Here is a 24045-nt window from a genome sequence, read left to right as displayed (position 1 = left end):
GCAGGCCGCCCGTACCGGACAGCCGCCGACCCGCCCTCCAGCTGACCCTTCAAAGGAGAAGACCATGCTGTTCCTGACCCGCATGGACGTCACGTTCCCGCCGCATCTGCCCCCGGAGGAGGTGCGCAGCCTGCAGGAGCAGGAGCAGAAGTACTCCCGCAGCCTCCAGGAGGACGGCCGCCTTGCCTCCATCTGGCGGGTGGTCGGCGAATACGCCAACTACTCGGTGTTCGACGTCGCCTCCAACGACGAACTGCACGGACTGCTCAGCGGCTTCCCCATGTACCCGTACATGCGGATCCGGGTTACCCCGCTGGCCCGGCACCCCAACGCCATCCGCTGACCGGGCAGCGTCGAGCCCGTTTTCCGCGGCCGACGTCGGGCTTTCCTCCGGAGAGCCGCCCACCACACCACCGGGGAAGCACTAGGACGCCCAGGCTCTCAATGAGCGGCAAACGTGTATTTCTCCCCACTGAATCAGCCGCATAGATTTGCCACCAGAACAGAAACTGTGACGCCCGGCACGGCCGCCCGGCGCCGCACCCGCGGACCGCTCCGGCGTCCGCAGGCCATCACGACAGGAGCTGACATGACCCCCGAACCCATGACCGAGACCGAAGCCGCCTCCGCCGCAGCGTCCGGCAACGCCGCCACCGACCGGTTCCGGCAGTCCGGCAAGCTCGCCCACGTCGAAGCCGCCCAGGAGCGGGTGAGCATGCTTGCCGGCCGGCTGATCCAGGCCGCCAATGACATCGTGCTCGAGGAGAAGGTCAGCTACGACGAGTACAACGCGCTGAAGGCGTGGCTGATCAAGGTCGGCGAGGACGGCGAATGGCCGCTGTTCCTCGACGTCTGGCTTGAGCACTCCGTCGAAGAGGTCGCCACCAGCCACCGCAAGGGCAACAAGGGCTCCATCGAGGGCCCGTACTACGTCCCGGACGCCCCGGAGCAGAAATGCCCGGCGACCATCGAAATGCGCCCCGACGAGGCCGGCACCCCGCTGCTGTTCAAGGGGCAGGTCCGGGACACCGACGGTGCGGCGCTGGCCGGCGCGAAGATCGAACTGTGGCACGCGGACGAGGAAGGCTTCTACTCCCAGTTCGCCCCCGGTATCCCGGAGTGGAACCTGCGCGGCAGCTTCATCGCCGATGAGCAGGGCAGGTTCGAAATCCACACCATCCAGCCGGCGCCCTACCAGATCCCCACCGACGGGGCCTGCGGCCAGCTCATCGCCGCCGCCGGCTGGCACGCCTGGCGCCCGGCGCACCTGCACCTGAAGGTCTCCGCCCCCGGGCACGAGCTGCTCACTGCCCAGCTGTACTTCCCCGGCGATCCGCACAACGAGGACGACATCGCCACCGCCACCAAGCCGGAGCTGATGCTGGACATCCAGCCGGCCGCGGCAGGCGACGGGGTGCAGACCACCTACGACTTCGTCCTGGACCCCGTCCGCTAGGCGGGCAGGGCAGGGCAGGGCCGCCGGCGCCGGAGGGCGGACGGCGGCCCGAGGGCCATCAGCAGGGGGTGCGGTCAGCAAAAGGCCGGCGCCCCCTGCCGTCGTATACACCGGCCGGGCAGTGTTCCGCGGAACGGTCCGGGAACACCGGCCGCGGCTCCGATGTGCTTGGCTGAAATGTCGAAGCCTGCACGCAGGAGCAGGGCACGGCAGAGCGGAAGAGGGCATCATTGGAGCACAGCAGGAGGCCGTCGCACCCCGCGGCGGAGGCTTCCCGGCAGGACCTTTTCGTCGGACGCAGCTGCGAACTTGCCGTCCTGCGAAACCACTACGCCGCCGCAGCAGCCGGACACCCCCGGACCGTGCTGCTGCGGGGCCCCGCGGGCTCAGGCAAGACCCGCCTGGCGGTACAGCTGCTGAAATCCCTGGCCGACGTCGACGGCGGCAGCCCCCGGATCCTGCGGGCGGCCGGAGCCGCATGGGAACAGGACCTGCCCGGCGGCGTGCTGCAGCAGCTGATCCCGGACCCCGACAGCCGAGAGGCGGCGCCTGCCGCTGCGGCACACACCACGCCGGACGGCGCGCGGCTGCTCGCGGCCCTGGAAACACCGGACCGCCCGGCGCTGCTGCTGCTGGACAACCTGCAGTGGGTGGACGAGGCAACCCTGCGCGCCGTGCTGTTCGCGCAGCGTCGGCTGACCCGACAGAGGCTGCTGGCCGTGCTGCTGCTGCGCGATGAAGACGCCCACCGGCTGCCGGGCCCGTTCCGGGGGCTGCTCGAGGACCCCGCCGTCACAGTGCTGCCGCTGGGTCCGCTGACGGCCGGGGAGGTCCTTGAGCTCGCGGCCGCCGCGGAGCTCTCCGGCCAGGGACAGGGGGCCGAAGGGCAGGATCATCCCCTGATGAGGACGGTGGTTCCGGTACCGGGAATTCCGGGGCCCGCCCGCCCGGCGTTGCCCGACGCCGCAGCCCATCGCATCGCGGAATACTGCGGAGGCAACCCCCGGCACGTACTGCACCTGCTGCGGGAAAACCCTCCGCAGATATGGAGGCAATGGCAGCGGGACCTGCCCGCCCCACGCGAACTGGTGCACGACGCCGGGATCCGGCTTCGCCGCCTCAGCACACCGGCCCGGGAACTCGCGGAGGCCGCCGCCGTCCTGGGCACGGCGTCGGCCCTGGCGGACGCCGCGGCGCTGTCCGGCAACACGGATCCGCTGCCCGCGCTCACGGAGATCACCGGGCAGGGGCTGCTGACTGCCGCGGGGGAAAGCGGCCGGATGCTCCTGTCGTTTCCAAACGAGGTGCACCGCAACGCCGCCTACCATTCCCTGTGCCTGGCCCGCCGCAGCAGTCTGCACCTGGCCGCCGCCGGGCTGCTGGCGGACCGCGGCGCAGCCCTGCGCCACCGGGCGGCAGCTGCCCTGCTGCCGGATCCCGGATTGGCGGCGGACCTGCAGGACTACGCAGCGGACCGCGCCCGGGCCGGCGCCTGGTCCTCCGCAGCGGACGCCCTGGTCACGGCCAGCAGGCTGCTGCCCGGCGGGCAGCGCGAAACCCTGCTGCTGCGCGCGGTCGACGCCATCGTGGGCGCCGGAGAGCTGCCGCACGCCCTGGCCTACGCCGACGAAATCGCCCAGTTCCCGCCCAGCCCGCTGCGCAACGCCGTCGCCGGTTACCAGGCGATCCTGCAGGGCCGGGAGGCCGAGGCGGACCAGCAGCTGGGCCAGGCCTGGCAGCTCGTCGACGGGGCGGCCGACGCCGGGACGGCGGCCCTGATCGCCCAGCGGCGGGTCCTGGACTCGCTCGCCCGCTGGGACGGGCCGGCGCTGGTGCGCTGGGCGGAGCGGGCCGGGGCGCTGGCCGAGCCTGGCAGCCCCGCGGCCGTGGAATCGGCGGCCATCCGCGGGCTGGGCCTGGCGGCGGCGGGCCGGATACCGGAAGCGGAGGCCTCCTATGCGACGTTGGCGGCCGGTCCGGGCAGCGGCGCCCAGGCCCAGCGGGTGCGGATGGGCCGCGGCTGGCTGCTGCTGGCCCTGGACCGGCCCGAGGCCGCCCGGGAGGAGCTGGCCTCCGCGGTGTCCACCGACTTCAGTGCCGGGTCCTTCCGCATCTCGCTTTGGGCCAGCGCCTGGCTGGCGCGGGCACAGTTCGCGCTGGGGGAGTGGGACCAGGCCCTGCGCACCGTGGACCGTGCCGCCGTACTGCAGCGCCGGACGGGGATGGAGCTGGTGCGCCCGCTGCTGCACTGGACGGCCGCGCAGATCCACGCGCTGCGCGGAGACGATGAAGGCGCGGCCCGGCATCTGGACGCCGGCCGGGCGGGGGCCGGCCACTATCCGATCATGCTGCTGCCGTACCGGATCGCCCAGGCGCAGGCAGCGGAGGCCCGGGCGGACCATGACGGGGTGCTTCGCGCGCTGCAGCCGGTGGCAGCCTCGGACCGCTGCGCCGGGCTGGACGAGCCGGGTTTCTGGCCCTGGCACGACATCTATGCCAAGGCCCTGATCATGACCGATCAGCTGTCCGAAGCCGAAGCATTCCTCACCGGACCGGCCCGCCTCACCGCAGCCCGCGGGCATCGCTCCGCCTCGGCGCGACTTGCTTCCGTGCGGGGGCGGCTGCTCGGCAGCCGAGGGAAGCTGGAGGAGGCCAAGGCTGCGTTCGACGCCGCGCTCGAGGCCCTGCACGGGGTCAATCTGCCGTACGAGCGCGCCAGGGTGGACTTCGCCTACGGGCAGACCCTGCGCCGGGCCGGCAAGCGCCGGGAATCGGTGGCACCGCTCCGCCGGGCCCGGGAAGTGTTCGGTGTCCTCGGGGCGGGGCTGCTCCTCGAAAGGTGCGACCGCGAGCTGCAGGCTGCCGGTGTCGGGGTGTCCCGGCGCGAGACCATGGACTGGTCCGCACTCACCGCCCAGGAGGACGCCGTGGTCCGTCTGGTAGCGGGCGGTGCGAGCAACAAGCAGGCCGCGCAGGAGCTGTTCGTGAGCGTGAAGACCGTCCAGTACCACCTGACCCGGATCTACGCGAAGCTCGGCCTCAGCTCCCGCACGGAACTGGCCGCCCGGTTCCGGGCGGCCAGTTCCGAGACCGTGATCGAGCCGGAAACGGGTCCCGGCGCTCAGACCGGCGCCGGGCTGCCCGTTTCCTGAGCAGACGCGGTCCTGACCCCTGCGCCCCGGCCGCCGTCGGTCTCACCACGCCGCGGGACGAACATCGTCACCAGGGCGCCGAGCACGGCCACGCCGGCGAAGACGTAGAACGCCGTCTCGTTCTCCACCCCGGCAGCGATGAGGAACCCGCCGATCAGCGGACCGAAAATCCCGCCCAGCCGGCCGAACCCGGCGCACCAGGCGACACCGGCGCCGCGGGCGTTGGCGCTGTAGTAGTTGGATACCAGCCCGTAAATCAGCACCTGCGTGCCGATGGTGCCGACGCCGGCCACGGCCACCAGCACCAGAAGCACCGCGAACGGCAGCTGCAGGGTCAGCGCGACCATCGCCACCGCGGCCAGGAAGAACGTTGAGGACACCACCCGGCCCGCCCCCAGCCGGTCCGCGGAGACGGAGGCGATCAGCCCGCCGACAATCGCCCCGGCATTGAGCACCAGCAGGAACGTTAGCGAGAACTCCGGCCCATAGCCGAACTGGCCCATGATCACCGGCAGCCAGGTGTTCAGCCCATAGGTGAGCAGCAGCCCCGAGAAACTCATCAGCCCGAGCAGCAGCGTCGGCAGCGCATACCGGCGGGTGGCCAGGGCAGCAAACCCAACCCGGCGGGCTGCGGCGTCCTCGGCCGATTCCGCTGGGACGGGCCCGCCGTCGGCGGGGGCTGCTGGTGCGGCGGCGGCCAGTACCAGCTCGACGCCGGTGCGCGCGGCCAGGGCCTGAGCCTCGGCGAGCCGGCCGCGGGCGGCCAGCCACTGCGGCGATTCAGGCAGCCGGAGCAAGGCCATCGGCAGCAGCACCAGCAGCGGCAGGGCGCCGATGAGGAACAGGCCGCGCCAGCCGATCGGCTCCAGCAGCACAATTGCCAGCAGAGAAGCCAGCACACCGCCGGCCGGGATGCCGGAGTAGACGATGGCGTTGTAGAAGTTGCGCTTGCCGGGCGGGGCGAACTCGGCCACCACGGCGCCCGCCGTAGCCACCAGTGCGCCCACCCCGATGCCGGTCAGGAACCTGAACAGGCCGAAGACCAGGGCGGAGGAGGCCAGCGCAGTCAGGGCCATGCCGATGGAGAACCAGACGATGCCGGTGATCATCACCCGGCGCCGGCCCAGGTAGTCTCCGACGGCGCCGGTGGTCAGGGCGCCGACGAGGACGCCGACCAGCGCATAGCTGCCCAGGGCCCCGGCCTGCGCCGCATCCAGCGGGCCGATGTGGGACGGGTCGGCCAGCAGTGTGGAGACGACGGTGCCGTAGACCACCAGGTCATAGCCGTCGAAGAGCAGGGCGAGGGCGGCGATGGTGACCACCCAGCGGACGGTGGAACGCTGCTGCACCGTTGCAGCGGGCGTGGATGAGGACATGAGGGAACTCCATGATCAGCGAGGACCGCGGGGGTTGGCCGCGGGTGGGACAGCGGAGCAACAGAGCGGGTGGAGCAGTGGAGCAGATGGACCAGCCGGGCAGGCGCCCGGATGGTGCCGCCGACACCGGCGGGCGGCGTCGGCGGCGGCGGGCGGAGCGTCAGCCGAGGTCGCCGCCGGCCACCGGCAGCACGCTGCCGGTGATGTAGGAGGCCTCGTCGGAGGCCAGGAAGGTGATCGCCGCGGCCTGCTCGGCCAGGGTGCCGTAGCGCTTGAGCAGGGAGGATTCCACCGTCTGGTCCACGATCTGCCGGTACCAGGCGCGCTCGCGTTCATCCTGCGGGGCGGGCCCGCGCCGGACCTTCCGCTCCGGGGCTTCGGTGCCGCCGGGAGCCGTGGCCACCACCCGGATTCCGTGCGGGGCGGCCTCCAGCGCCAGGGCGCTGGTGATGGCCTTGACCCCGCCCTTGGCCGCGGCGTAGGGCACCCGGTTCACCCCGCGGGTGGCGACCGAGGCGACGTTCACGATGGTGCCGCCGCCCTGCCCGATCATCACGGGCAGCGTGGCCCGGCAGGACCACAGGGTGGGGAACAGCGACCGGTTGATCTCCCGGCTGATCTCCTCCGGCGTGTAGTGCTCATACGGCTTGGCCCAGATGGTGCCGCCCACGTTGTTGATCAGCACGTCCATCCGGCCGAAGCCGGCCAGGGCGGCCGCCACGAAAGCCTCCGCTCCGGCGTAGGTCTCGAGGTCGGCGGTGACGGCCAGCGCCTCGCCGCCCGTGTCCCGGATGGACGCGGCGGTCTCGTGCACCAGGTCCGCCCGGTCCACCAGGACCACCAGGCCGGCCTCGGCGGCCACCCGGCGGGCCACCGCCTCGCCGATGCCCTGTGCGGAACCGGTCACCACCACCACCCGGCCGGTGAACCGGCCCGCGAAGAACGCGGGCCGGTCCGCCGGGGCGGCGTCGGGCACGGCGGCTGCCGCGGCCGCTCCTTCACCGGGAGCTGTGCTCATGCGGCCGCTCCGGCGTGCACGTTGTGCTCCTGGACCTCGCCGACCGCGAAGCGTTCGTAGTAGAAGTTCGCCGGGGTGATGCCGGCGTCGGCCCAGTAGCGGCGGACGGCGTCGACCATGGGTGGCGGTCCGCACAGGTAGACGTCCACGTCGCCGTCGTTGAGGTGTTCGGGCAGCAGGTGCTGGGTGACATAACCCTTCTTCGGCGCGGCCGACTGCGGGTCGGCCACGATCGTGTCGAACGTGAACCCGGGAATGAGCTCGGCATAGCGCTCCAGCGCCGCCACCTCCACCAGATCCGTGTCGAAGGTGACGCCGTAGGCCATGTGGATGGGGAAGGCCGGCTGCACGCCGGAGGAGGCCAGCTTCTCCAGCATCGCCAGCTGCGGGGCGACGCCGGTGCCGCCGGCGAGCATCAGCACCGGACGGCGGACCTCGCGCAGGAAGAAGCTGCCCACCGGCCCCTCCAGGACCAGCTGGTCCCCGACGGCGGCGCGCTCCTTAAGGTAGGTGGTCATCACCCCGTCGGGTGCGGTGCGGATCAGGAACCGGAGCTCGCGTTCCTCGGGCCCGGAGCTGAACGAGTAGCTGCGCTCGATCCCGGTGCCGGGCACCAGCACGTTCATGTACTGGCCGGGCAGGAAATTCAGCTTGTCCCGGTTCTCGACCGACAGCGTGAGCCCGGCCGTGTTGTCGGCGTACCAGTGCAGCCGCTCAATGCGGGCGGTGAACTTCTGGATCCCGGTCTTGGCCATCTCCGCGGTGCCGGAGATGCGCAGGACCAGGTCCGACTCGGGGGACATCTGGCAGGGCAGGCAGTACCCGGCGTCGGCCTCGTCGTCGGTCAGCGCCTCGTCGATGTAGTCGCCGCCGTCGTAGGAGCCGGATTCGCAGAACGCCTTGCAGGTGCCGCAGGCACCGTCGCGGCAGTCCAGCGGAATGTTGATGCGGGCCTTGTAGGCGGCGTCGGCCACCGTCTCGTGAGGCAGGACGTCGATGAACCGGGTGAGCCCGTCTTCGAAGCTGAGTGCAACTTTGTGCGTCATGGGTGGCCCTTCCTAGATGTGGTAGACGTCCACGACGTGGTGGATGTAGTCGTTTTTCAGCACGACCTTCTTCTTGAGGATCACCGGCTGCGTGCCGGAGAGATCGATGGTGTAGAAGGAGGTGCCGAAGTAGGTGTCGGTGGTCTCGTACCGGTAGTAGAGGGTGAACCAGTTGAACCGCACGTCGACCTGGTCCCCGCGGTGTTCGACGATTTCGACGTTGGTGATGTTGTGACCGGTGCGCGGCTCCGGCAGGCTCGTGGCGCTGGAGCGGTCGGTGCGGATCCGGAACACCCGGTCTTCGATGCCGCCGCGGTTGGAGTAGTAGATGAGCGAGATTTCCCGCTGCGGGTCTTCGGTCAGCTCGCCGTTGTCGTCCCACGCCGGCATCCAGAACTCGGCGTCCGGGTGGTAGCAGTCCACCCAGCGCTCGAATTCGCGGTCGTCGAGGAACGCCGCCTCCCGGTAAAGAAACTGGCGGATTCTCTCCAGCTCGGCGGCGAGCTCGGCGTTGGTCAGCGGGGCAGGCTGCAGTGTGGTGGTGGTCATGGGGGTTGGTCCTTCCGTGAATCGGGCGGTCAGTGGCCGCAGGGGGAACCGGCGCCGGTGGCGGCAGCCCCTGCGGTTCCGCCGGCGCGGGCGGCGGCCTCGCGTTCCTCGGCCGCGACGGCGGCGCGCATGGTTTCGGCCCAGTAGGAGTGCTGTACCGGGTACAGGCCTTCGTCCTCGGTCTTGGCGCCGCTGGAGATCGGGTTCAGCCCGATCTTCAGGGCCGTCTCGTCCGGGCCCTTGACCTGGTGGGTGGCGCCGCGGGACATGTCGTTCCACGGGGCGGTCCTGGCCAGGTAGGTCTTCTGGCAGGAGCGGAACTCCTCCAGGTCATCCGGGGTGGCCATGCCGGTGGCGTTGAAGAAGTCCTCGTACTGGCGGATCCGGTTGGCCCGGGCCTCGGCGGATTCGCCCTTGGGAGCGATGCAGTAGATGGTCACCTCGGTCTTATCCACCGAGATGGGGCGGAAGTGCCGGATCTGTGAGGAGAACTGGTCCATCAGGTAGACGTTGGGATACAGGCACAGGTTGCGGGAGGCCCCGACCATGAACCTGGCCCGCTCCTGGCCGAACTGGTCGGTCCATTCCCCGAGCTTGTCGTAGTTGGGCCGGTCCTGCGGATTGCCCCACCACATCCACAGCAGCAGGTGTCCGTGTTCGAACGAGTAGTAGCCGCCTCCCTGCTTGCCCCAGGTACCGGCGTCCATGGCCTTGGTTTCGTTGGCGGATTCGCCGACCGTGCGGCGGGCCGTGGTGGCGGCGTAGTTCCAGTGGGTGGCGGAGACGTGGTACCCGTCGGCGCCGTTCTCGGCCTGCACCTTCCAGTTGCCGTCATAGGTGTAGGTCGAGGAGCCGCGCAGCACCTCCAGGCCCTCGGGGGACTGGTCCACGATCATGTCGATGACCTTGGCCGATTCCCCCAGATGCTCCTCGAGCGGCTTGACGTCGGCCTTCAGCGAACCGAAGAGGAAGCCGCGGTAGCTCTCGAAGCGGGCCACCTTGGTCAGGTCATGCGAGCCGTCCTTGTTGAACTGCTCCGGGTAGCCGGCGTCGCGGGAGTCCTTGACCTTGAGCAGCTTGCCCTTGTTGTTGAACGTCCAGCCGTGGAACGGGCAGGTGAAGTTGGTGCGGTTGTCCGTCTTGCGTCGGCAGAGCATGGCGCCGCGGTGGCTGCAGGCGTTGACCAGGCAGTTCATCTCCCCGTCCTTGGACCGGGAGATGACCACCGGGGTGCGTCCGATGTACGTGGTGAAGTAATCGCCCACGTTCGGGATCTGCGACTCGTGGGCGAGGTAGACCCAGTTGCCCTCGAAGATGTGCTTCATTTCCAACTCGAAGATTTCCTCATCGGTGAAGATCTCCCGTTTGGTGCGGTGGATGCCGTTGTCCGGATCCTCAACCACGGCATCCCGCAGCTGGTGTTCGATCTGTTCCAGGGTCTCGGTCATGCTGTGCTCCTCGTGGTGCTGTGGGGCGGTGGGGGCGACGGTGCCCCGGCCGGGGCGTGCCCGGCGGAGAACGTTCCCTCCACTCTGCCCGGGTGTGTCTGCGGTCACACCAGCCAAATGCCTAGGCTCCACCTAGGCCCCAGGTGAGAGGCGAAGCGTCTCAATCTGCTGGAAATCGGTATTTGTCCGCATCAATTCCTGCTGCCTACGGTGGGCAGGTTCCCGGCCCCCATCAGAAGGACGGCTTCGTTGCAGCCTCCGCACAACCTCGCCGAGCCCTCGACGACGCCGCACCGGATCCGGCTCGCCGACGTCTCGCTCTCCGCCGTAACCGCCGGCCTGGTGGCGGTGGCGGTCTCCTATGCGGGGCCGCTGCTGGTAGTCCTGGGGGCGGCCGACGCCGCCGGGCTGAGTCCGGAGCAGACCGCCTCCTGGGTCTGGGCGATCTCGGTGGGCAGCGGAGCGGTGTGCCTGGTGCTGAGCCTGCTCACCCGCATGCCGGTGGTGGTGGCCTGGTCCGTGCCGGGGGCTGCACTGCTGATCACTGCCCTGGGCGACTATTCCTACGCCGAGGCCGTCGGCGCCTACATCGCCGCCGGCGTGCTGGGGCTGCTCCTGGGCGCCACCGGCTGGTTCGGGAGGTTGATGGCGTTCATTCCCCGGCCCATCCTCTCGGCCGTCCTGGCCGGGGTGCTGCTGCCGTTCGTGCTGCAGGCGGCCCACGCCGTGGTTGACGCTCCGCTGGTGGCCGGAGGTCTGGTGGCAACGTATCTGGTGGCCCGGCGCGTGGCTCCGCGGTATGCGGTGCTGCTGGCGCTGCTGGCCGGTCTCGCGATCGCTGGGTTCGCGGGGCAGATGATCCCGACGCGGCTGGTGCTGGACCTCTCCCCGGTGCTCTGGACGACGCCGGTGTTCACCGTCCACGCGTTCCTGGGCATCGCGGTGCCGCTGCTGGTGGTGACCATGGCCGGGCAGAACGGGCCGGGCCTGGCGATGATGCAGGCCAGCGGCTACCGGCCGAACGACCGGCTGCTGCTCGGAGCGTCATCGGCCGCGTCCGTGCTGTTCGCGCCGTTCGGGGCGCACGCGATCAACCTGGCCGCGATCACCGCCGGCATCTGCTCCGGCCGGGAAGCGCACGAGGACCCGGCGCGCCGCTACGTTGCCGGCGTCTCCTGCGGGGCGTTCTTTGTCCTCTTCGGGCTGCTGGGCAGCCCGATCGTGGCTCTGCTAGGTGCGGTGCCGGGGGAGCTGATCACTGCGGCGGCCGGCGTTGCCCTGCTCGGGGCGCTGCAGGGCGCGGTCAGCGGAACGTTGGCACCAAACGGCGACGGTCGCGGCGCGGGCGGGCCGGCTGCGCCGGAAGCGGCTTTGATCACTCTGGCCGTGACTGCCTCGGGCATCGCGCCCTTCGGCATCGTCGCGCCGGTCTGGGGCACGGCGGCCGGGGCGGCCGCCTACCTGCTGCTGCGTCGGGCGTCGGCTCCGCGCCCCTGAATGCAGGCCGAGGCTCCGCTCGGCGCACGGAAGGATAGTCCGCCTTTCTGAGCGCTGCCCTCCGTTTTATACCTGTGCAGCCCCTATGGCTAGTAGCTCGGTGGTGAGATGGCCCAGAGGACCGTCGCCGACTGCCCCACGGCTTCAGCTACCCGGTGGGCCTGTCGGCTGGAGTATGGAAGCGAGTCCAGTCTGCCGAGCCGATGCGTAATTCCCCCCACGGTCACGTTCACTTCTCCGTCGATCACCAGCAACAGCTCCTCGGAGTCGCCGTGCGCATACGGTTCAACACCGGTCGAGCCGCCTGGTTCCAGCAGCCCGATGAATGCCTCCAAATGGTCGAAGGACTTAGGAGTGAGCCGCGCCTTTCGTGCGTCAACTCCGAAGGAGAACCCCCGTATATCGACGAAACGGGTCACCCCGGGAGCATCCTCCCAAGTCCCGTCGAACAGTTCCCCGACGGTAAGACCCAGGACCTTGCAGATTTTCTGGAGAGTCCGGACGCTGCCGGAATGGACACCTCGTTCAAGCTGCGACAGGAACCCTTCGGCGAGTCCGGCTTCCTCCGCCACCTGACGGAGAGTCAGCCGCTTCGCCTTGCGCCGACGGCGCAGGCGGGCACCAATTGCCTCATTCGACTCTGCGGAGGGCTCACCTGACATCTGGCACACCGATTCTTTCTTCCAATTTGGCTGGTGCTGCTGCAACGTCAGCCACGGCAACTGCGGGGTGCCCGCCCAGGGATCAGCCCCTGCCCGAGACCCGATTCGCGAACTCGGCGACTACCGACGTTTTGGGTCCGCCGCGGCGCTTCTCGATGACGTCGGCCACCTGATACAGCTTTTGGACGGCGTGAGACCCGATCCACCTCAGGGGCTCGGGTTCCCACTTCCGCGGGTGGCTCCGGACCCACACACTCCTCGTCAATTCTGTGTCTGACCCTTCCACCAGATCAGCGATCGTCCTGGCGGCGACATAGGCGGCCGTCACGCCCTGTCCGGCATAGCCGCCTGCCTCGATAACGCCGGACGACTTGTCCAGCGATATAAAGGGCGACCAATCCCGGGTGACGCCTAGTACACCACACCAGGCGTGTTCATACTCGAAGGGTACGTCTGGAAAGAGACCGGCCAGGATTCCCTTCAGCTGCTCTTGGGTGCGCGCATTGAGCTTACCGTCATCATCAAGCGCTGAACGCCACCGGTAAGGCTTTCCGCGGCCGCCGATCGCGATCCGGCCGTCCTCGGTGTGCTGGGAATAGAAGTAGACGTGGTCTGCTCCGCTCATGCAGACATAGTCTTCCCAACCGATCTTGTTCCAATCGCCCTCCGATAGGGGCTGGGTAACCACCATCGACGAGAGCATTGGCAGGACATCGCGGCGGCGTCCGGGCAAGCGGCACGAGAACCCCTCGGTCGCCAAGACCACGGTATCCGCCGTGATGACGCCGCGTGAGGTATGGACCGAGTGCCGGCTGATGGTCTCAGCCGCAGTGTCTTCGTAGATCATCACCCCCAGTTCCTCACAGACCCGGGCCAGCCCATAGGCCAGCCGGGCGGGGTTGATCCGGGCGGAGTGGGGACTGTACAACGAGCCGACCAGACCGGGAACGTTCACTTTCTCGGTCGTTTCGCGGGCGTCCAGCAGGCGCACGTCGTCCCGGGTAAGCCCTGCGGCGTAGTCCGCGTCGGCATGATGCGCCAGGCGGGCCATCTCGCTGTCCGTTCGAGCTATCTGCATCCATCCGCCCCTCCGCAAGCCGGGGTCGATGCCCTCCTTCTCAACGATGTCCGCAATCTCATAGACAGCTTCATGGCAGACGCGTTCCATAAACAGCACGTCTTCAGGGCTGCCGAATTTACCCAGGTTCTTCCTGAGTCCCACCGTCTTGCCGCTGATCCAGCCGCCGTTGCGTCCGGAAGCCCCGTAGCCGACCTTGTTCTTATCGATGACGACGACGGTGCGGCCGGGGTTCTGCTTTTTGATCCAGTACGCCGTCCATAGGCCGGTGTATCCGGCGCCGATGATGGCCACTGAGCATTCCAAGTCTCCGTCGAGACATGGGCGTGGAGACCTTGGGTCCGGGGTTGAAGTCAGCCAGAAGGAGCCATTACCAGTGCGCATACCGATGTTCCGTTCAGTCAGGGGAGGAGGATTCGTCCGTTATCTGTCGCCCAGGAGAGGCTGACGCTCTCTCCCGGCGTGAAACTGGGGCCGGCGCCTACTGGCTGGCGGACTATCCCACTGCCCGCGCCGGGCACCTCAACCTTGTAGCGCACGGCATGCCCGATGTACGTTGCATCTTCGATGACGGCCGCGACCGCGGTCCTCCCGGTGTCCACAGCCTGTGAGGGGTGCGACGCTGCCGCACTGATGTGCTCTGGACGGACCATGAGCTCAGCGGCGGAGGCGCCCTTAGGAGCGGGGACGGGAAGCATCCGACCCTGAAGCTGAAGCTGGCCGTCGCGGATTTCGCACTTAAGGCGAAGCGATTCTCCGAGAAAGCCGGCCACAAACGAATTAACCGGATTGGCGTACAGGTCCTGAGGGCTGCCCACCTGCTGGATAGACCCGTCGCGGAAGACAACGACCTGATCCGAGAGAGCCAGGGCCTCATCTTGATCGTGTGTCACGTAGACCACCGTGGTCCCGACGTTGCGGTGGATGGCTTTGATTTCCTGCTGAAGATGCTCCCGCAGGGCCTTGTCCAATGCGCTTAGCGGCTCGTCCATCAGCAGGACAGGAGGCTCGTACGAAATCGCCCGCGCCAGTGCGACGCGCTGGCGCTGTCCGCCCGAAAGCTGTACCGGCATGCGGTCCCGGAAGGAGGAAAGACCCACCAGCTCCAGGACCTCGGCTACCCGCTGCTGGGTCTTTGCCTTGCTATGCTTCCGCCGTCTCAAGGGATACGCGATGTTGTCCGCGACGCTCATATGGGGAAAAAGGGCGTAGCCTTGGAAAACCATGCCGATGTTCCGCTTGCTGACGGCAACGTCGTTGAGCGGCCGGCCGTCCAGCGTTATTTCTCCCCGGGTAGGGGTTTCGAACCCGGCAATCATGTTTAGTGTAGTGGTTTTGCCGCTCCCGCTGGGTCCCAGCAGGGTGACGAATTCACCGGCCGGTATGGTCACGGTGGCATTATCGACGGCGGTGAAATCGCCGAACTCCTTGCTAACGGCTTGGAGGCGGACTTCTGCGTTTGGGTGGGAATCAGGCATTGTTCTTCTTTCGACTTGAGGCCGATATGCCGAGGGCTGCCGCGATGGTGGTAATGGCCATGATGACGGTCGCTGCCGCAGCTATGGTGGGGTCCACTTCGCGTTGAAGACTGCTGAACATTCGTACAGGCAGTGTCTGCAGGAACGGATTGGAGATGAACAGGGAGACGATGACTTCATCGAACGAGGTGATGAAGGCGAACAGGAATCCGGACAGCACGCCGGACTTGATGGACGGCAATGTCACGGTGAAAAATGACCCGAGTTTGCTTGCGCCGCATATCCAGGCGGCTTTTTCAAGCTGCGGGTCATAGCTTGCCAGCGAAGCAGCGACATTGATGACCACAAACGGCAGAGCAAGGGCGGTGTGGGCCAACAGGAAACCTAGGAAAGTGCCAACGAGGTTCACCTGCAGAAACAGTGCGTAGAGGCCGACGGCGAAGATTACGTTTGGCACGAGCATCGGGACGAGGAGTAAGTTCCGGGCCGCCAACGCGCGGAACCCTGCGGTTTTGGAGAGGGCGTAGGCCGCTGCCGTGCCCAGAATCGTGGAGACGAGGGCGACTACCAGGGCGATCTGCAGGCTATTGAGGAGCCCACCGACCCAGCCGGCGCTGGTGAAGAAGTTCTCATACCAACGCAATGAAAAACCGGTGGGAGGAAAAGCTAGTGATCGTTGTTCGGTGAACGACAACGGAATGACGACCAGCGTCGGAGCCACCAGCCAAAGTGCGACGAGCCCGGTTAGGAGGTAAAGGGGGAGACGGCTTCTGTTCTTCACAGCTTGGTTCCTCCCAGATCTGCGACCTTGACTTTGAAAAGCCGCCCCAGCGTGGCCACGCACAAAAGGATCCCGACGACGATGACGAGGAGGGCTACCGCGAGGGCACCGCCCCGTCCCCAGTTCAGCAGTTCCAGGACCTGGGTATACAGAGCATTGGGCAGGAGCTGGTCTCGGGGCGATCCGAGGATCGCCGGAGTCACATAGAAGCCCAGCGACAGGATGAAGACCATAAGGCCTCCTGCCAGCACACCTGGCAGAGACAACGGAAAGTAGACCGACCAGAACGCCCGCGCTGGTGAGGCGCCCATGACCTGGGCTGCGAGCGGAAGACGCTGGTCAATGGCCTGCATGGTCGACGCCATCGGCAGCACCATGAAGGGCATGAGCACCTGACACATTCCGACGAGGACGGCCCATGTGGATCCGAGGAGGCTTTGACCCGGAAGCCCAACCATGCCCAGCAGGGTATTGAGAACCCCGTTGTCCTGAAGAATGATCACCCATGCGAAGGTCCGCACCATCATTGAGGTCCAAAACGGGAGGAGGACCAGCGCGGCGAGGATGCCGCGCAGACGGGGCCCGGAAATGCTCATCATATAGGCGTATGGATAGCCAAGCAGAGCGCAGATCACGGTCGCAGCCAGGGCCACTCCCAGGGTGCGCAGAATGACCTCTAGGTTGTGTCCGGTGCTGAAGAGCCACTGGTAGTTCTGCATGCCGAGGGACGGATCGGAAAAGCTCTGGGCTACCACGTAGCAGACCGGCGTGACGAAGACGATGAGGACCAGGGCCACTGCGGGGAGCAGGAGGCCGCTGCTCCGCCGGAACCGCCGGGGGCGGGCGGCGGGCGGAGCGGGTTTCGTCGCCGCGTGGGGCTGCGATTCCAGCGTGGCCGTCACGAATTCAGCCAGCCTTCCCAAGCGGTAACGATGGAATCCAGATTTTCACCCCAGTAACTCGGGTTCTGGGGAATGGTAACGTCCATGACCTCGGGGCTGGTGACGTTGAAGTCCTGAGCCTCGGAAGAGAAGCGCGGTTCGGATTCGATGTTGGCCGGGGAGTAGCTTGTCAGCTCAGCCATGGTGGCCTGCTGCTGCGCGCCGAGTGCGTAGTTGATGAAGCTGTGGGCTGCCACCGGGTTCTTCGTGCCCTTGACGATCGAAAAACTGTCGCTCGTGATGAAGGACTGGTTCCAGACCGGGACGAAGTTGGTTCCGTTCTGGTTTGCTTCGTAGAGCCTTCCGCTCCAGCCGAACACGATGTCCGCACTCCCCGCCTGGGCCATCTGCGTTTGCTGTGCCCCGGAGGTCCAGTAGTCAAGGGAGTCCTTGATCGTGCTCCATTTCGCCAGCGCGCGGTCGATGTCCAGCGGATAGAGCTGGTCCTGGGGGACGCCGTCGGCTAGGAGGGCGGCCTCAAGTGTTCCCGCTGTCGGAACGGCGCGCCCGTCGATCGCCCGGGTGCCGGGGAACCGCTCGGTGTCAAAGAAATCCGCCCATGTGGTCGGCGGATTATCCCCGTATTTATCGGCGTTGTAGAAGAATCCATAGACATAGGCGAGAGACGGTAGGAAACACTCACCCTGTGCCATGCCTTCGGGGATCAGCGAGGTGTCGATCAGTGACAAGTCCAAGGGCTCGTACAGTTCTCCGCAGTATGCAGTTCCATAGGTCGGGTTCCCGTTGACCACATCCCAAGACACGTTTCCGGATTCCACTTGCGCTCGAAGCTTAGCCGTGTCCGTGGGGCCATCGTAGAGGACTTCTGCCCCCGACTCATCGCTGAAGGGATCGCCGAACGCCTCCTGCTGACCGTTCTGGAAGTCCCCTCCCCACGAGACGAAAGTCATCGTGGTTCCGTCGAGGGCGCCTTTCGGAACGGTTCCTGCCTCCTGGCCCTCAAAAGTCGCAGTATCGATATCCTTTGCCGATTGCGCTCCGCCCTGCATGCAGGCGGTCAAGAGCAGCACTGAGAGGGCAGCTCCGGTAACGAGGTACTTGGATTTCATCGTTTTTCCCTTCCGGGCATCACTGAATCTTGGCGGCGCTGAAAGAAGGCAGGCCAATGTATATCGGGATATTCCCTTGTGGGGAAATGTCGCACTGAAAGAAGCGCGCATCCATCTGCCGGGGATCCGGCCGTACTCGGTTTCTTGAACCTACCGGAGGACAATCGTCCTTAGAAGAGTTCTTTTGTTAAATCTCAGGAAACTTGGGTAACGATTCAGAACACTTAGGTGCTTGGGTGGTCAGGGGGAGGAGGCTGGCCCCGGGACATAAGGAAGGGCGGGATCCTTTTCCCCAGGGATCCCGCCCTTCCGGCCTGCGTGGCGGGCAGCGATGCTGCCGGCCCGGCGTGCTACTTGGCGCCGGCCAGCTGCACCGCGACGTCGACGATCATGTCTTCCTGGCCGCCGACGTAGCCGGCCTTGCCGACTTCCTCGAGGATCTGCCAGGCCGGCACGCCGTACCGCTCGGCGGCGCGTTCGGCGTGGATCAGGAACGAGGAGTAGACACCGGCGTAGCCCTGCATGATGGACGCGCGGTCCATGACGGGCATGCGGGTGATGTAGGGCTTGACCACGTCTTCGGCGGCGGCCATGAGGCCCTGGACGTCGACGCCGGTTTCGATGTCCAGGCGCTCGAACGCGGCGGCCAGGACTTCGGTGGGGGAGTTGCCGGCACCGGCGCCGAGGGCGACGAGGGTGCCGTCGATCTGCTTGGCGCCGGCGCGGACGGCGAACACCGAGTTCGCGACGCCGAAGCTCATGTTCTGGTGACCGTGGAAGCCGACCTGCGCGTCCTCGCCGAGTTCGGCGACCAGGGCGGAGACCCGTTCGGAGACGTCCTCGAGGATCAGCGCGCCGGCGGAGTCCACGACGTAGACGCACTGGCAGCCGGCGTCGGCCATGATCCGGCCCTGCCGGGCGAGTTCCTCGGGGGTGGCGCGGTGCGAGAGCATGAGGAACCCGACGGTTTCCATGCCGAGTTCGCGGGCGTGCTGGAAGTGCTGGATGGACACGTCCGCTTCGGTGCAGTGGGTGGCGATGCGCGCCACCGTGGCGCCGGCGTCGTGCGCCTGGTTCAGGTCGTGGATGGTGCCCAGGCCCGGGAGCATGAGCACGGCGATTTTGGCCTGCTTCGCTTCGTCCACGGCGGCGCGGACCAGGTCCAGCTCGGGGGTGAGGGAGAAGCCGTAGTTGAAGGAGGAGCCGCCGAGGCCGTCGCCGTGGGTGACCTCGATGACCTTCACGCCGGCGTCGTCCAGGGCGCGGACGGTGGAGCGCACGTGCTCCTCGGTGAACCGGTGGCTCATGGCGTGGGAGCCGTCGCGCAGCGTGGTGTCGGTCAGGCGGATGCTGTAGTTGCTCATGCGGATGCTCCTGCGGTGGCGGTGGCGGCGGTGCCCATGCGTTCGGCCAGCAGGTCTGCCGTGCGCGTCGCGGCCGCGGTGATGATGTCCAGGTTGCCGGCGTATTCCGGCAGGTAGTCGGCGGCGCCGCGGACCTGGATCCACACGCCGACCCGGCCGGAGCCGTTCCATTCCGGGCGTGCCGGGTCGAACTGCGGGTCCACGCGCAGCGAGTAGCCGGGCACGTAGCTCTGTACCTTTTCGACGGTGCGGGCGATGGACTCGCGGACCGCGTCCTGCAGGGCGCCGGGTTCGGCGGCCTCGGCGGGTACCGCGGCGTAGACGGTGTTGCGCATGATCATCGGCGGTTCGACCGGGTTGATGATGATGATGGCCTTGCCGCGCTTGGCGCCGCCGACCACCTCCAGGGCCTTGGCCGTGGTTTCGGTGAACTCGTCCACGTTGGCGCGGGTGCCCGGGCCGGCGGACTTGGAGGCGATGGAGGCGACGATCTCGGCGTACTCCACCGGCACCACCGAGGAGATCGCGGCGACGATGGGGGTGGTGGCCTGCCCGCCGCAGGTGATCATGTTGACGTTCTGCGCCTGCGGTACGGAATCCAGGTTCACCACCGGGCAGACGTACGGGCCGACGGCGGCCGGGGTCAGGTCGATCGCGGTGATCCCGGCCTCGGCGTAGCGGGGCGCGTTGGCGGCGTGCGCCTTCGCGGAGGTCGCCTCGAACACGAAGTCCGGCAGCTCGTCCTGGGCCAGCAGCCAGTCCACGCCGCCGGCGGAGGAGGTCAGGCCGAGCCGGGAGGCGCGGGCCAGGCCGTCGGAGGCGGGATCGACGCCGATCATGTACTTGGGTTCGATGTGCTCGCTGCGGCGCATCAGCTTGAACATCAGGTCGGTGCCGATGTTTCCGGAGCCGACTATCGCGGCCGTTTTCTTGGCTGTCACTGGTGGGTCCTTAGTCTGGTTCGCCGGCAGGGGCCAGCGGTGTCGATGGTGCCGGTGCCCGGCGGCGGAGAGCCGCGGGCGGGTCAGCTGAAGTGGATGGTGAGGGAGCCCAGGTCCCCGAAGTCGGCGGTGGCGGATTCCCCGGCGCGCACCGGCAGGGCCTTGGTGAAGGAGCCGGGCAGCACCAGCTGGCCGGCCTCCAGGGCCACGCCCTGCTCGCCGAGCACGTTCGCCAGCCAGGCCAGCGGTTCCACCGGGTTGCCCATCACGGCGTCACCGGTGCCGGTTTCCCGGGCCTCGCCGTCGATCCGCAGGGTGCACTGCACCCCGGCGAGGTCCTCGACGGCGACCGGCAGCGGGCTGGCGCCGACGGCGATCGCGCCGCACGAGGCGTTGTCCGCCACCGTGTCCACCAGCTTGATGTCCCAGTCCGCGATGCGCGAGTCGATGATCTCGATGGCGGCGTACACCTCGCCGATGGCCGCGGCGGCCTGTTCCAGGGTCACGCCCGGGCCCTGCAGGGTGTGCTTGAGCCGGAAACCGAACTCCGGCTCCACCTTCGGGGACACGAACCCGTCCGCGGGAACCTGCGCTCCGTCGGTGTGGACCATGTCCTCGAAGAAGAACCCGAAGTCGGGGGAGTCCACGCCCAGCTGGGCCTGCATGGCCGGGGAGGTCAGGCCCACCTTGCGCCCGGCCAGCACCCGGCCCGCGGCCAGATGCTCTTCCAGCTGCAGGGACTGCACCGCGTAGGCGTCATCCAGGTCCATGCCCTCCAGCCGGGTCCGCAGCGGCGGCACCGGCTCCAGGGTCTTCGTGGCGGTCAGCAGCTCCGCGGCGAACGCGGCGATGCGCTCCCGGCGGGCCGCGGCGTCGTCGGCGGACGCGGCGGAGGCGGTGAGGTCAGGGGAAACAGTCATTACTTCAGCACCGCCGTCGTCACGCCGAAGCCGGCGATGTATTCCTTGATCGGCTTGTAGAACTCGTAGCTGACCTCGTACTCGCCGCAGGCGCGCAGCGCCGAGTAGGCGGCCACCCAGGTGCGCACCTCGTGGGAGGAGTGCCCGGCGACGGCGTCCATCTCATCGGCGCTGTAGGCGTCGAAGCCCTCGACGTTGCCGGAGCGGCACACGTCCAGGAAGCCGCGGTCCCATTCCGGGTTCAGCTCCATGATGTCCGCCTCACCGGCGGCGAAGGCGATCGCGGTGTTGATGGTGCGCTGCTCGCGGGCGGCGCGGGCCTCCGGGGTGGGGTGGCGGCCGTTGGTCAGGAAGGCGCGCTGCTCCTCCGTGGCGGTGGCGATCTGCGGGACCGGCGGATCGTGGGAGAGCCCGCCGGAGCCGATGAACAGCACCTTCTTGTCCGACTTGGCGAAGTACTCGCCCACGGCCTGCCCGAACTTCCGGACCCGGGAGACCTTGGTGAACGGGCGGGCCACGGAGTTCACGAAGATCGGAATCACGGGGGTGCGGTCCAGGCCGCCGAAGATGATCTCCATCGGCTGCACGGCGCCGTGGTCAACCTCCATCTTGCGGGAGATCGCGGTGTCGATGTCCTGGTCGATCACGTACTGGGCCAGCTGCTCGGCCTCGCCGGTGGGCACGTTGATCGGCCCGTCCCAGGAGTTGTAGTCGCCGGTGCCCAGCGCCTCGTAGCCGATGCAGAACGGCGGCATCAGGTCGTAGAAGAAGCCGTTGTAGTGGTCCGGCCCGAAGTTGACCACCAGGTCCGGGTTGAAGTCCCGGGCGAACTGGCGGGCCTGGTCGAAGGCTGCCTCGACGGCGGCCTTGACGTCGGCGGGCGGGTTGGTGTGTTCCAGCAGCGGGCTGTGGGACATACAGATGAGGGCGTGGTTCACGGCCTACTCCTTAGAAGTCTGGTTCCTCGTACCTATTGCACGCCAGAGGAGGGCGTTCAGGGGGGTACCCGTTCCGCTCTGCGGGACGGTGCGGCTGCCGCGACGGGACGCCGACGTCGGGTCAGCGGCCCAGGCCGCGGTCCTTGAGCACGTACGTGAACGTGGAGTGCACCAGGGCCTTGCCCTCGCTGTCGGCGACGGACACCTCCATCACGGCCACCGAGCCGCCGCCGCGCAGGATCCGGGCGGTGGCCACGGCCTCGGGGGCCTTGGAGTTGGACATGAAGTTCAGGTTGGACTGCACCGCCAGCGGGAACTGGCCGCGGTCCGCGAAGGCGAGCATGGCCATGAAGGTGCCGGTGATGTCGGCGGCGCCGAACAGGGTGGCCGCGGCATACATGCCGTTGGCCTGGGCCAGCGGGTCGGTCAGCTTCAGGGACATGCTCAGCGTGTCTTCGGTGACCGCGTGCGGCGCCAGGCCCAGGGTGGCGGCGATGTCGTCAAAGCCGCGCCGTTCCTCGAACTTGCGCCAGGCGGCGGTGAACTCGTCCAGGGAGGTGGGAAGGGCCACGGGTACTCCTCGATAGGTGTTGCATGGTGGGGTTTCTGTCACCCTAACGAGGGGCGGCACCCGTCCGGGAGGACGGGTGCCGCCTGACGGGACGCTGCCGTAACGGCGCGGCCCGCGACGCCGGCTGCGGACGCGGCCGCCGACGTCGGACTCCGGTTACGGCAGCGTGCGCTCGGCGCCGCCGCGGGTCTCCTTGGAGAAGTACACGCACACCGCGGCGATCGCGATCAGCAGGATGAAGTACCAGGCGATGTTGTTGGTGCCGCCGTCGCCCAGGCCCACCAGCCACTGCGACATCAGCGGAGCGGTGCCGGCGCCGAGCACCGAGCCCAGCTGGAAGGTCAGCGAGACGCCGGTGTAGCGGGACTGGGTGTCGAACTTCTCGGCCAGGAACGCCCCGATCGGCCCGTACATGGAGGCCTGGATGATCGGGTTGCCGACCACGAAGGCCACGGCGATCAGCCAGAAGCTGCCGGAGTTGAACAGCGCGAACATGGGGAAGACCAGGGCCACCGAGATGCCGGCGCCGGCCAGCATCACCGGGCGGCGGCCGAACCGGTCCGACAGCCAGGCGAAGAACGGGATGGAGAAGATGTGCAGGAAGGAGGAGAAGGTCAGCATCATCAGCGCCTCCTGCCGGGTGACGGCGCCGGTGCCGACCACGTAGGGCACCATGAACACGGCCAGCAGCGCCTGCATGAACAGCGGCCCGGCCACGGCCAGGGTGCCGAGCACCGACTCCAGCGGGTACCGCTTGAGCACGCGGACGATCGGCACGCCGGTCTCCACGCGGCCCTCGGCCTGCGCCTTGACGAAGTCGGGGGACTCGGTCACCCGGTAGCGCATGTACAGGCCGATGATCACCAGGGCGGCGGAGAGCAGGAACGGAATCCGCCAGCCCCAGCTCAGGAACGCCTCTTCGGGCAGCCCGGCGAACAGGCCCAGCACCAGGGTCGCCAGGACCGAGCCGGTGGGTCCGCCGGTGACGGCGATGGAGGCGGCGAAGCCGCGGTTCTTCTGCTGGACGTGCTCGGCGGCCATCAGCGTGGCGCCGGCCCATTCACCGCCCACGGCCAGGCCCTGCACCACGCGCAGGAAGACCAGCACCAGGGGCGCGGCGACGCCGATGGTCTGGTAGGTGGGCATCAGGCCGATGGCCACCGAGACCAGGCCCATCATCATCAGGGTCACGAAGAGCATGTTCTTGCGGCCGATCCGGTCACCGAAGTGGCCGAAGAGGATGCCGCCGATGGGCCGCGAGATGTAGCCGGCCAGCAGGATGACGAACGACAGGACGGTGCCCAGCACCCGGTCCATGTCCGAGGGAAAGAACAGGACCGGGAAGACCAGGCCGGCGGCGGCTCCGTAGAGCAGGAAGTCGTAGTACTCCACGGTCGAGCCCAGGAAGCTGGAGACCAGCGCGCGCCGGGAATCCTTCTTCGACGGGGTGTGCCCGGGCGCCGTTGCCAGGGTGGGAACGGTCTGTTCCATCGGTCCTCCATGTGGGTGAAAAAGCGGGGCAGCGGACAGCTGCGTCCCCCGAAGCGTCGCCCGTGTGATGCACGTCACCCAACAGTCCGTGCCGCCTGCCGGAACGTTCGACGCCGGCGGCCGGGACCGGCGTCGACCCTCATACCGGCCCGGAACCGCGCCGCTGCGGGAGGCAGGCGCCCGCCGTCGGCCGCCCGCCCGGAACCGCCTCCGGTTTGACAATCAGGGGTGTCTTAGGGTTCGGAACGCGGGCTGGCAGATGTGGTGC

21 protein-coding genes are annotated in these 24045 nt (G+C 67.9%); 4 read left to right on the top strand and 17 right to left on the bottom strand.

Annotated features, from left to right (window positions below; translation table 11 throughout):
* The first annotated feature begins 64 nt into the window (after window positions 1–64).
* From catC to AC5RV6_RS14105, 3 genes are all read left to right on the top strand, one after another.
* Entirely contained in the window at window positions 65–343 is a 279-nt protein-coding gene (gene catC / locus AC5RV6_RS14115; protein ID WP_494007955.1) for a muconolactone Delta-isomerase, read from the top strand.
* A 261-nt stretch (window positions 344–604) separates the two neighbouring features.
* A complete protein-coding gene (catA, locus tag AC5RV6_RS14110; protein WP_494008099.1) occupies window positions 605–1456 on the top strand; it encodes a catechol 1,2-dioxygenase in 852 nt (283 codons plus the stop codon).
* Window positions 1457–1686: 230 nt separating this feature from the next.
* On the top strand, window positions 1687–4608 hold the full coding sequence (locus tag AC5RV6_RS14105; protein ID WP_494007954.1) for a helix-turn-helix transcriptional regulator: 2922 nt from the start codon (window positions 1687–1689) through the stop codon (window positions 4606–4608).
* Here the strand turns inward: AC5RV6_RS14105 and AC5RV6_RS14100 are convergent.
* From AC5RV6_RS14100 to benA, 5 genes are all read right to left on the bottom strand, one after another.
* A complete protein-coding gene (locus AC5RV6_RS14100) occupies window positions 4578–5984 on the bottom strand; it encodes an MFS transporter (protein WP_494007953.1) in 1407 nt (468 codons plus the stop codon). The genes AC5RV6_RS14105 and AC5RV6_RS14100 overlap by 31 nt on opposite strands.
* Window positions 5985–6144: 160 nt before the next feature.
* Entirely contained in the window at window positions 6145–7002 is an 858-nt protein-coding gene (locus AC5RV6_RS14095; RefSeq protein WP_494007952.1) for a 1,6-dihydroxycyclohexa-2,4-diene-1-carboxylate dehydrogenase, read from the bottom strand.
* Complete coding sequence (benC, locus tag AC5RV6_RS14090) at window positions 6999–8048, bottom strand: benzoate 1,2-dioxygenase electron transfer component BenC (protein ID WP_494007951.1); 1050 nt, start codon at window positions 8046–8048, stop codon at window positions 6999–7001. The genes AC5RV6_RS14095 and benC overlap by 4 nt, the downstream gene beginning before the upstream one ends.
* A gap of 12 nt (window positions 8049–8060) precedes the next feature.
* Window positions 8061–8597, bottom strand: a complete 537-nt coding sequence (gene benB, locus AC5RV6_RS14085; RefSeq protein WP_494007950.1) for a benzoate 1,2-dioxygenase small subunit — start codon at window positions 8595–8597, stop codon at window positions 8061–8063.
* A gap of 29 nt (window positions 8598–8626) precedes the next feature.
* Window positions 8627–10045 (bottom strand): benzoate 1,2-dioxygenase large subunit, encoded by a 1419-nt coding sequence (gene benA, locus AC5RV6_RS14080; protein WP_494007949.1) that lies wholly within the window; start codon window positions 10043–10045, stop codon window positions 8627–8629.
* Between the two features lie 249 nt (window positions 10046–10294).
* Between benA and AC5RV6_RS14075 the strand changes: the two genes are divergently transcribed.
* Complete coding sequence (locus AC5RV6_RS14075; RefSeq protein WP_494007948.1) at window positions 10295–11542, top strand: benzoate/H(+) symporter BenE family transporter; 1248 nt, start codon at window positions 10295–10297, stop codon at window positions 11540–11542.
* Between the two features lie 89 nt (window positions 11543–11631).
* Here AC5RV6_RS14075 and AC5RV6_RS14070 read toward each other — a convergent pair whose 3' ends face one another.
* From AC5RV6_RS14070 to AC5RV6_RS14015, 12 genes are all read right to left on the bottom strand, one after another.
* The gene (locus AC5RV6_RS14070) at window positions 11632–12204 is read right to left on the bottom strand and encodes a helix-turn-helix domain-containing protein (RefSeq protein WP_494007947.1); all 573 of its coding nucleotides are present in this window, start codon (window positions 12202–12204) and stop codon (window positions 11632–11634) included.
* 82 nt (window positions 12205–12286) lie between these two features.
* Window positions 12287–13576, bottom strand: a complete 1290-nt coding sequence (locus tag AC5RV6_RS14065) for an NAD(P)/FAD-dependent oxidoreductase (RefSeq protein WP_494007946.1) — start codon at window positions 13574–13576, stop codon at window positions 12287–12289.
* Between the two features lie 107 nt (window positions 13577–13683).
* Window positions 13684–14760, bottom strand: a complete 1077-nt coding sequence (locus AC5RV6_RS14060; protein WP_494007945.1) for an ABC transporter ATP-binding protein — start codon at window positions 14758–14760, stop codon at window positions 13684–13686.
* The gene (locus tag AC5RV6_RS14055; protein ID WP_494007944.1) at window positions 14753–15541 is read right to left on the bottom strand and encodes an ABC transporter permease; all 789 of its coding nucleotides are present in this window, start codon (window positions 15539–15541) and stop codon (window positions 14753–14755) included. The genes AC5RV6_RS14060 and AC5RV6_RS14055 overlap by 8 nt, the downstream gene beginning before the upstream one ends.
* Window positions 15538–16443 (bottom strand): ABC transporter permease, encoded by a 906-nt coding sequence (locus AC5RV6_RS14050; RefSeq protein ID WP_494007943.1) that lies wholly within the window; start codon window positions 16441–16443, stop codon window positions 15538–15540. Before AC5RV6_RS14050 ends, AC5RV6_RS14055 begins: the two co-directional genes overlap by 4 nt.
* A complete protein-coding gene (locus tag AC5RV6_RS14045; protein WP_494007942.1) occupies window positions 16440–17552 on the bottom strand; it encodes an ABC transporter substrate-binding protein in 1113 nt (370 codons plus the stop codon). Before AC5RV6_RS14045 ends, AC5RV6_RS14050 begins: the two co-directional genes overlap by 4 nt.
* 350 nt (window positions 17553–17902) lie before the next feature.
* Window positions 17903–18916, bottom strand: coding sequence for a 4-hydroxy-2-oxovalerate aldolase (dmpG, locus tag AC5RV6_RS14040; protein ID WP_494007941.1), 1014 nt, complete (start codon window positions 18914–18916; stop codon window positions 17903–17905).
* The gene (locus AC5RV6_RS14035) at window positions 18913–19857 is read right to left on the bottom strand and encodes an acetaldehyde dehydrogenase (acetylating) (protein WP_494007940.1); all 945 of its coding nucleotides are present in this window, start codon (window positions 19855–19857) and stop codon (window positions 18913–18915) included. The genes dmpG and AC5RV6_RS14035 overlap by 4 nt, the downstream gene beginning before the upstream one ends.
* An 83-nt stretch (window positions 19858–19940) precedes the next feature.
* Window positions 19941–20777, bottom strand: a complete 837-nt coding sequence (locus AC5RV6_RS14030) for a 2-keto-4-pentenoate hydratase (protein ID WP_494007939.1) — start codon at window positions 20775–20777, stop codon at window positions 19941–19943.
* Entirely contained in the window at window positions 20777–21715 is a 939-nt protein-coding gene (locus AC5RV6_RS14025) for a 3-carboxyethylcatechol 2,3-dioxygenase (RefSeq protein WP_494007938.1), read from the bottom strand. The genes AC5RV6_RS14030 and AC5RV6_RS14025 overlap by 1 nt, the downstream gene beginning before the upstream one ends.
* Window positions 21716–21836: 121 nt before the next feature.
* The gene (locus AC5RV6_RS14020; RefSeq protein WP_494007937.1) at window positions 21837–22286 is read right to left on the bottom strand and encodes a PaaI family thioesterase; all 450 of its coding nucleotides are present in this window, start codon (window positions 22284–22286) and stop codon (window positions 21837–21839) included.
* Window positions 22287–22442: 156 nt separating this feature from the next.
* Window positions 22443–23777: an MFS transporter gene (locus AC5RV6_RS14015; protein WP_494007936.1), complete on the bottom strand. Its 1335-nt coding sequence runs from the start codon at window positions 23775–23777 to the stop codon at window positions 22443–22445.
* Between the last annotated feature and the right edge of the window lie 268 nt (window positions 23778–24045).

This window comes from Arthrobacter saudimassiliensis (assembly GCF_059090665.1).
The sequence above is the reverse complement of the archived record's forward strand: the minus strand, read 5'-3'. Positions and strand labels throughout refer to the sequence as shown.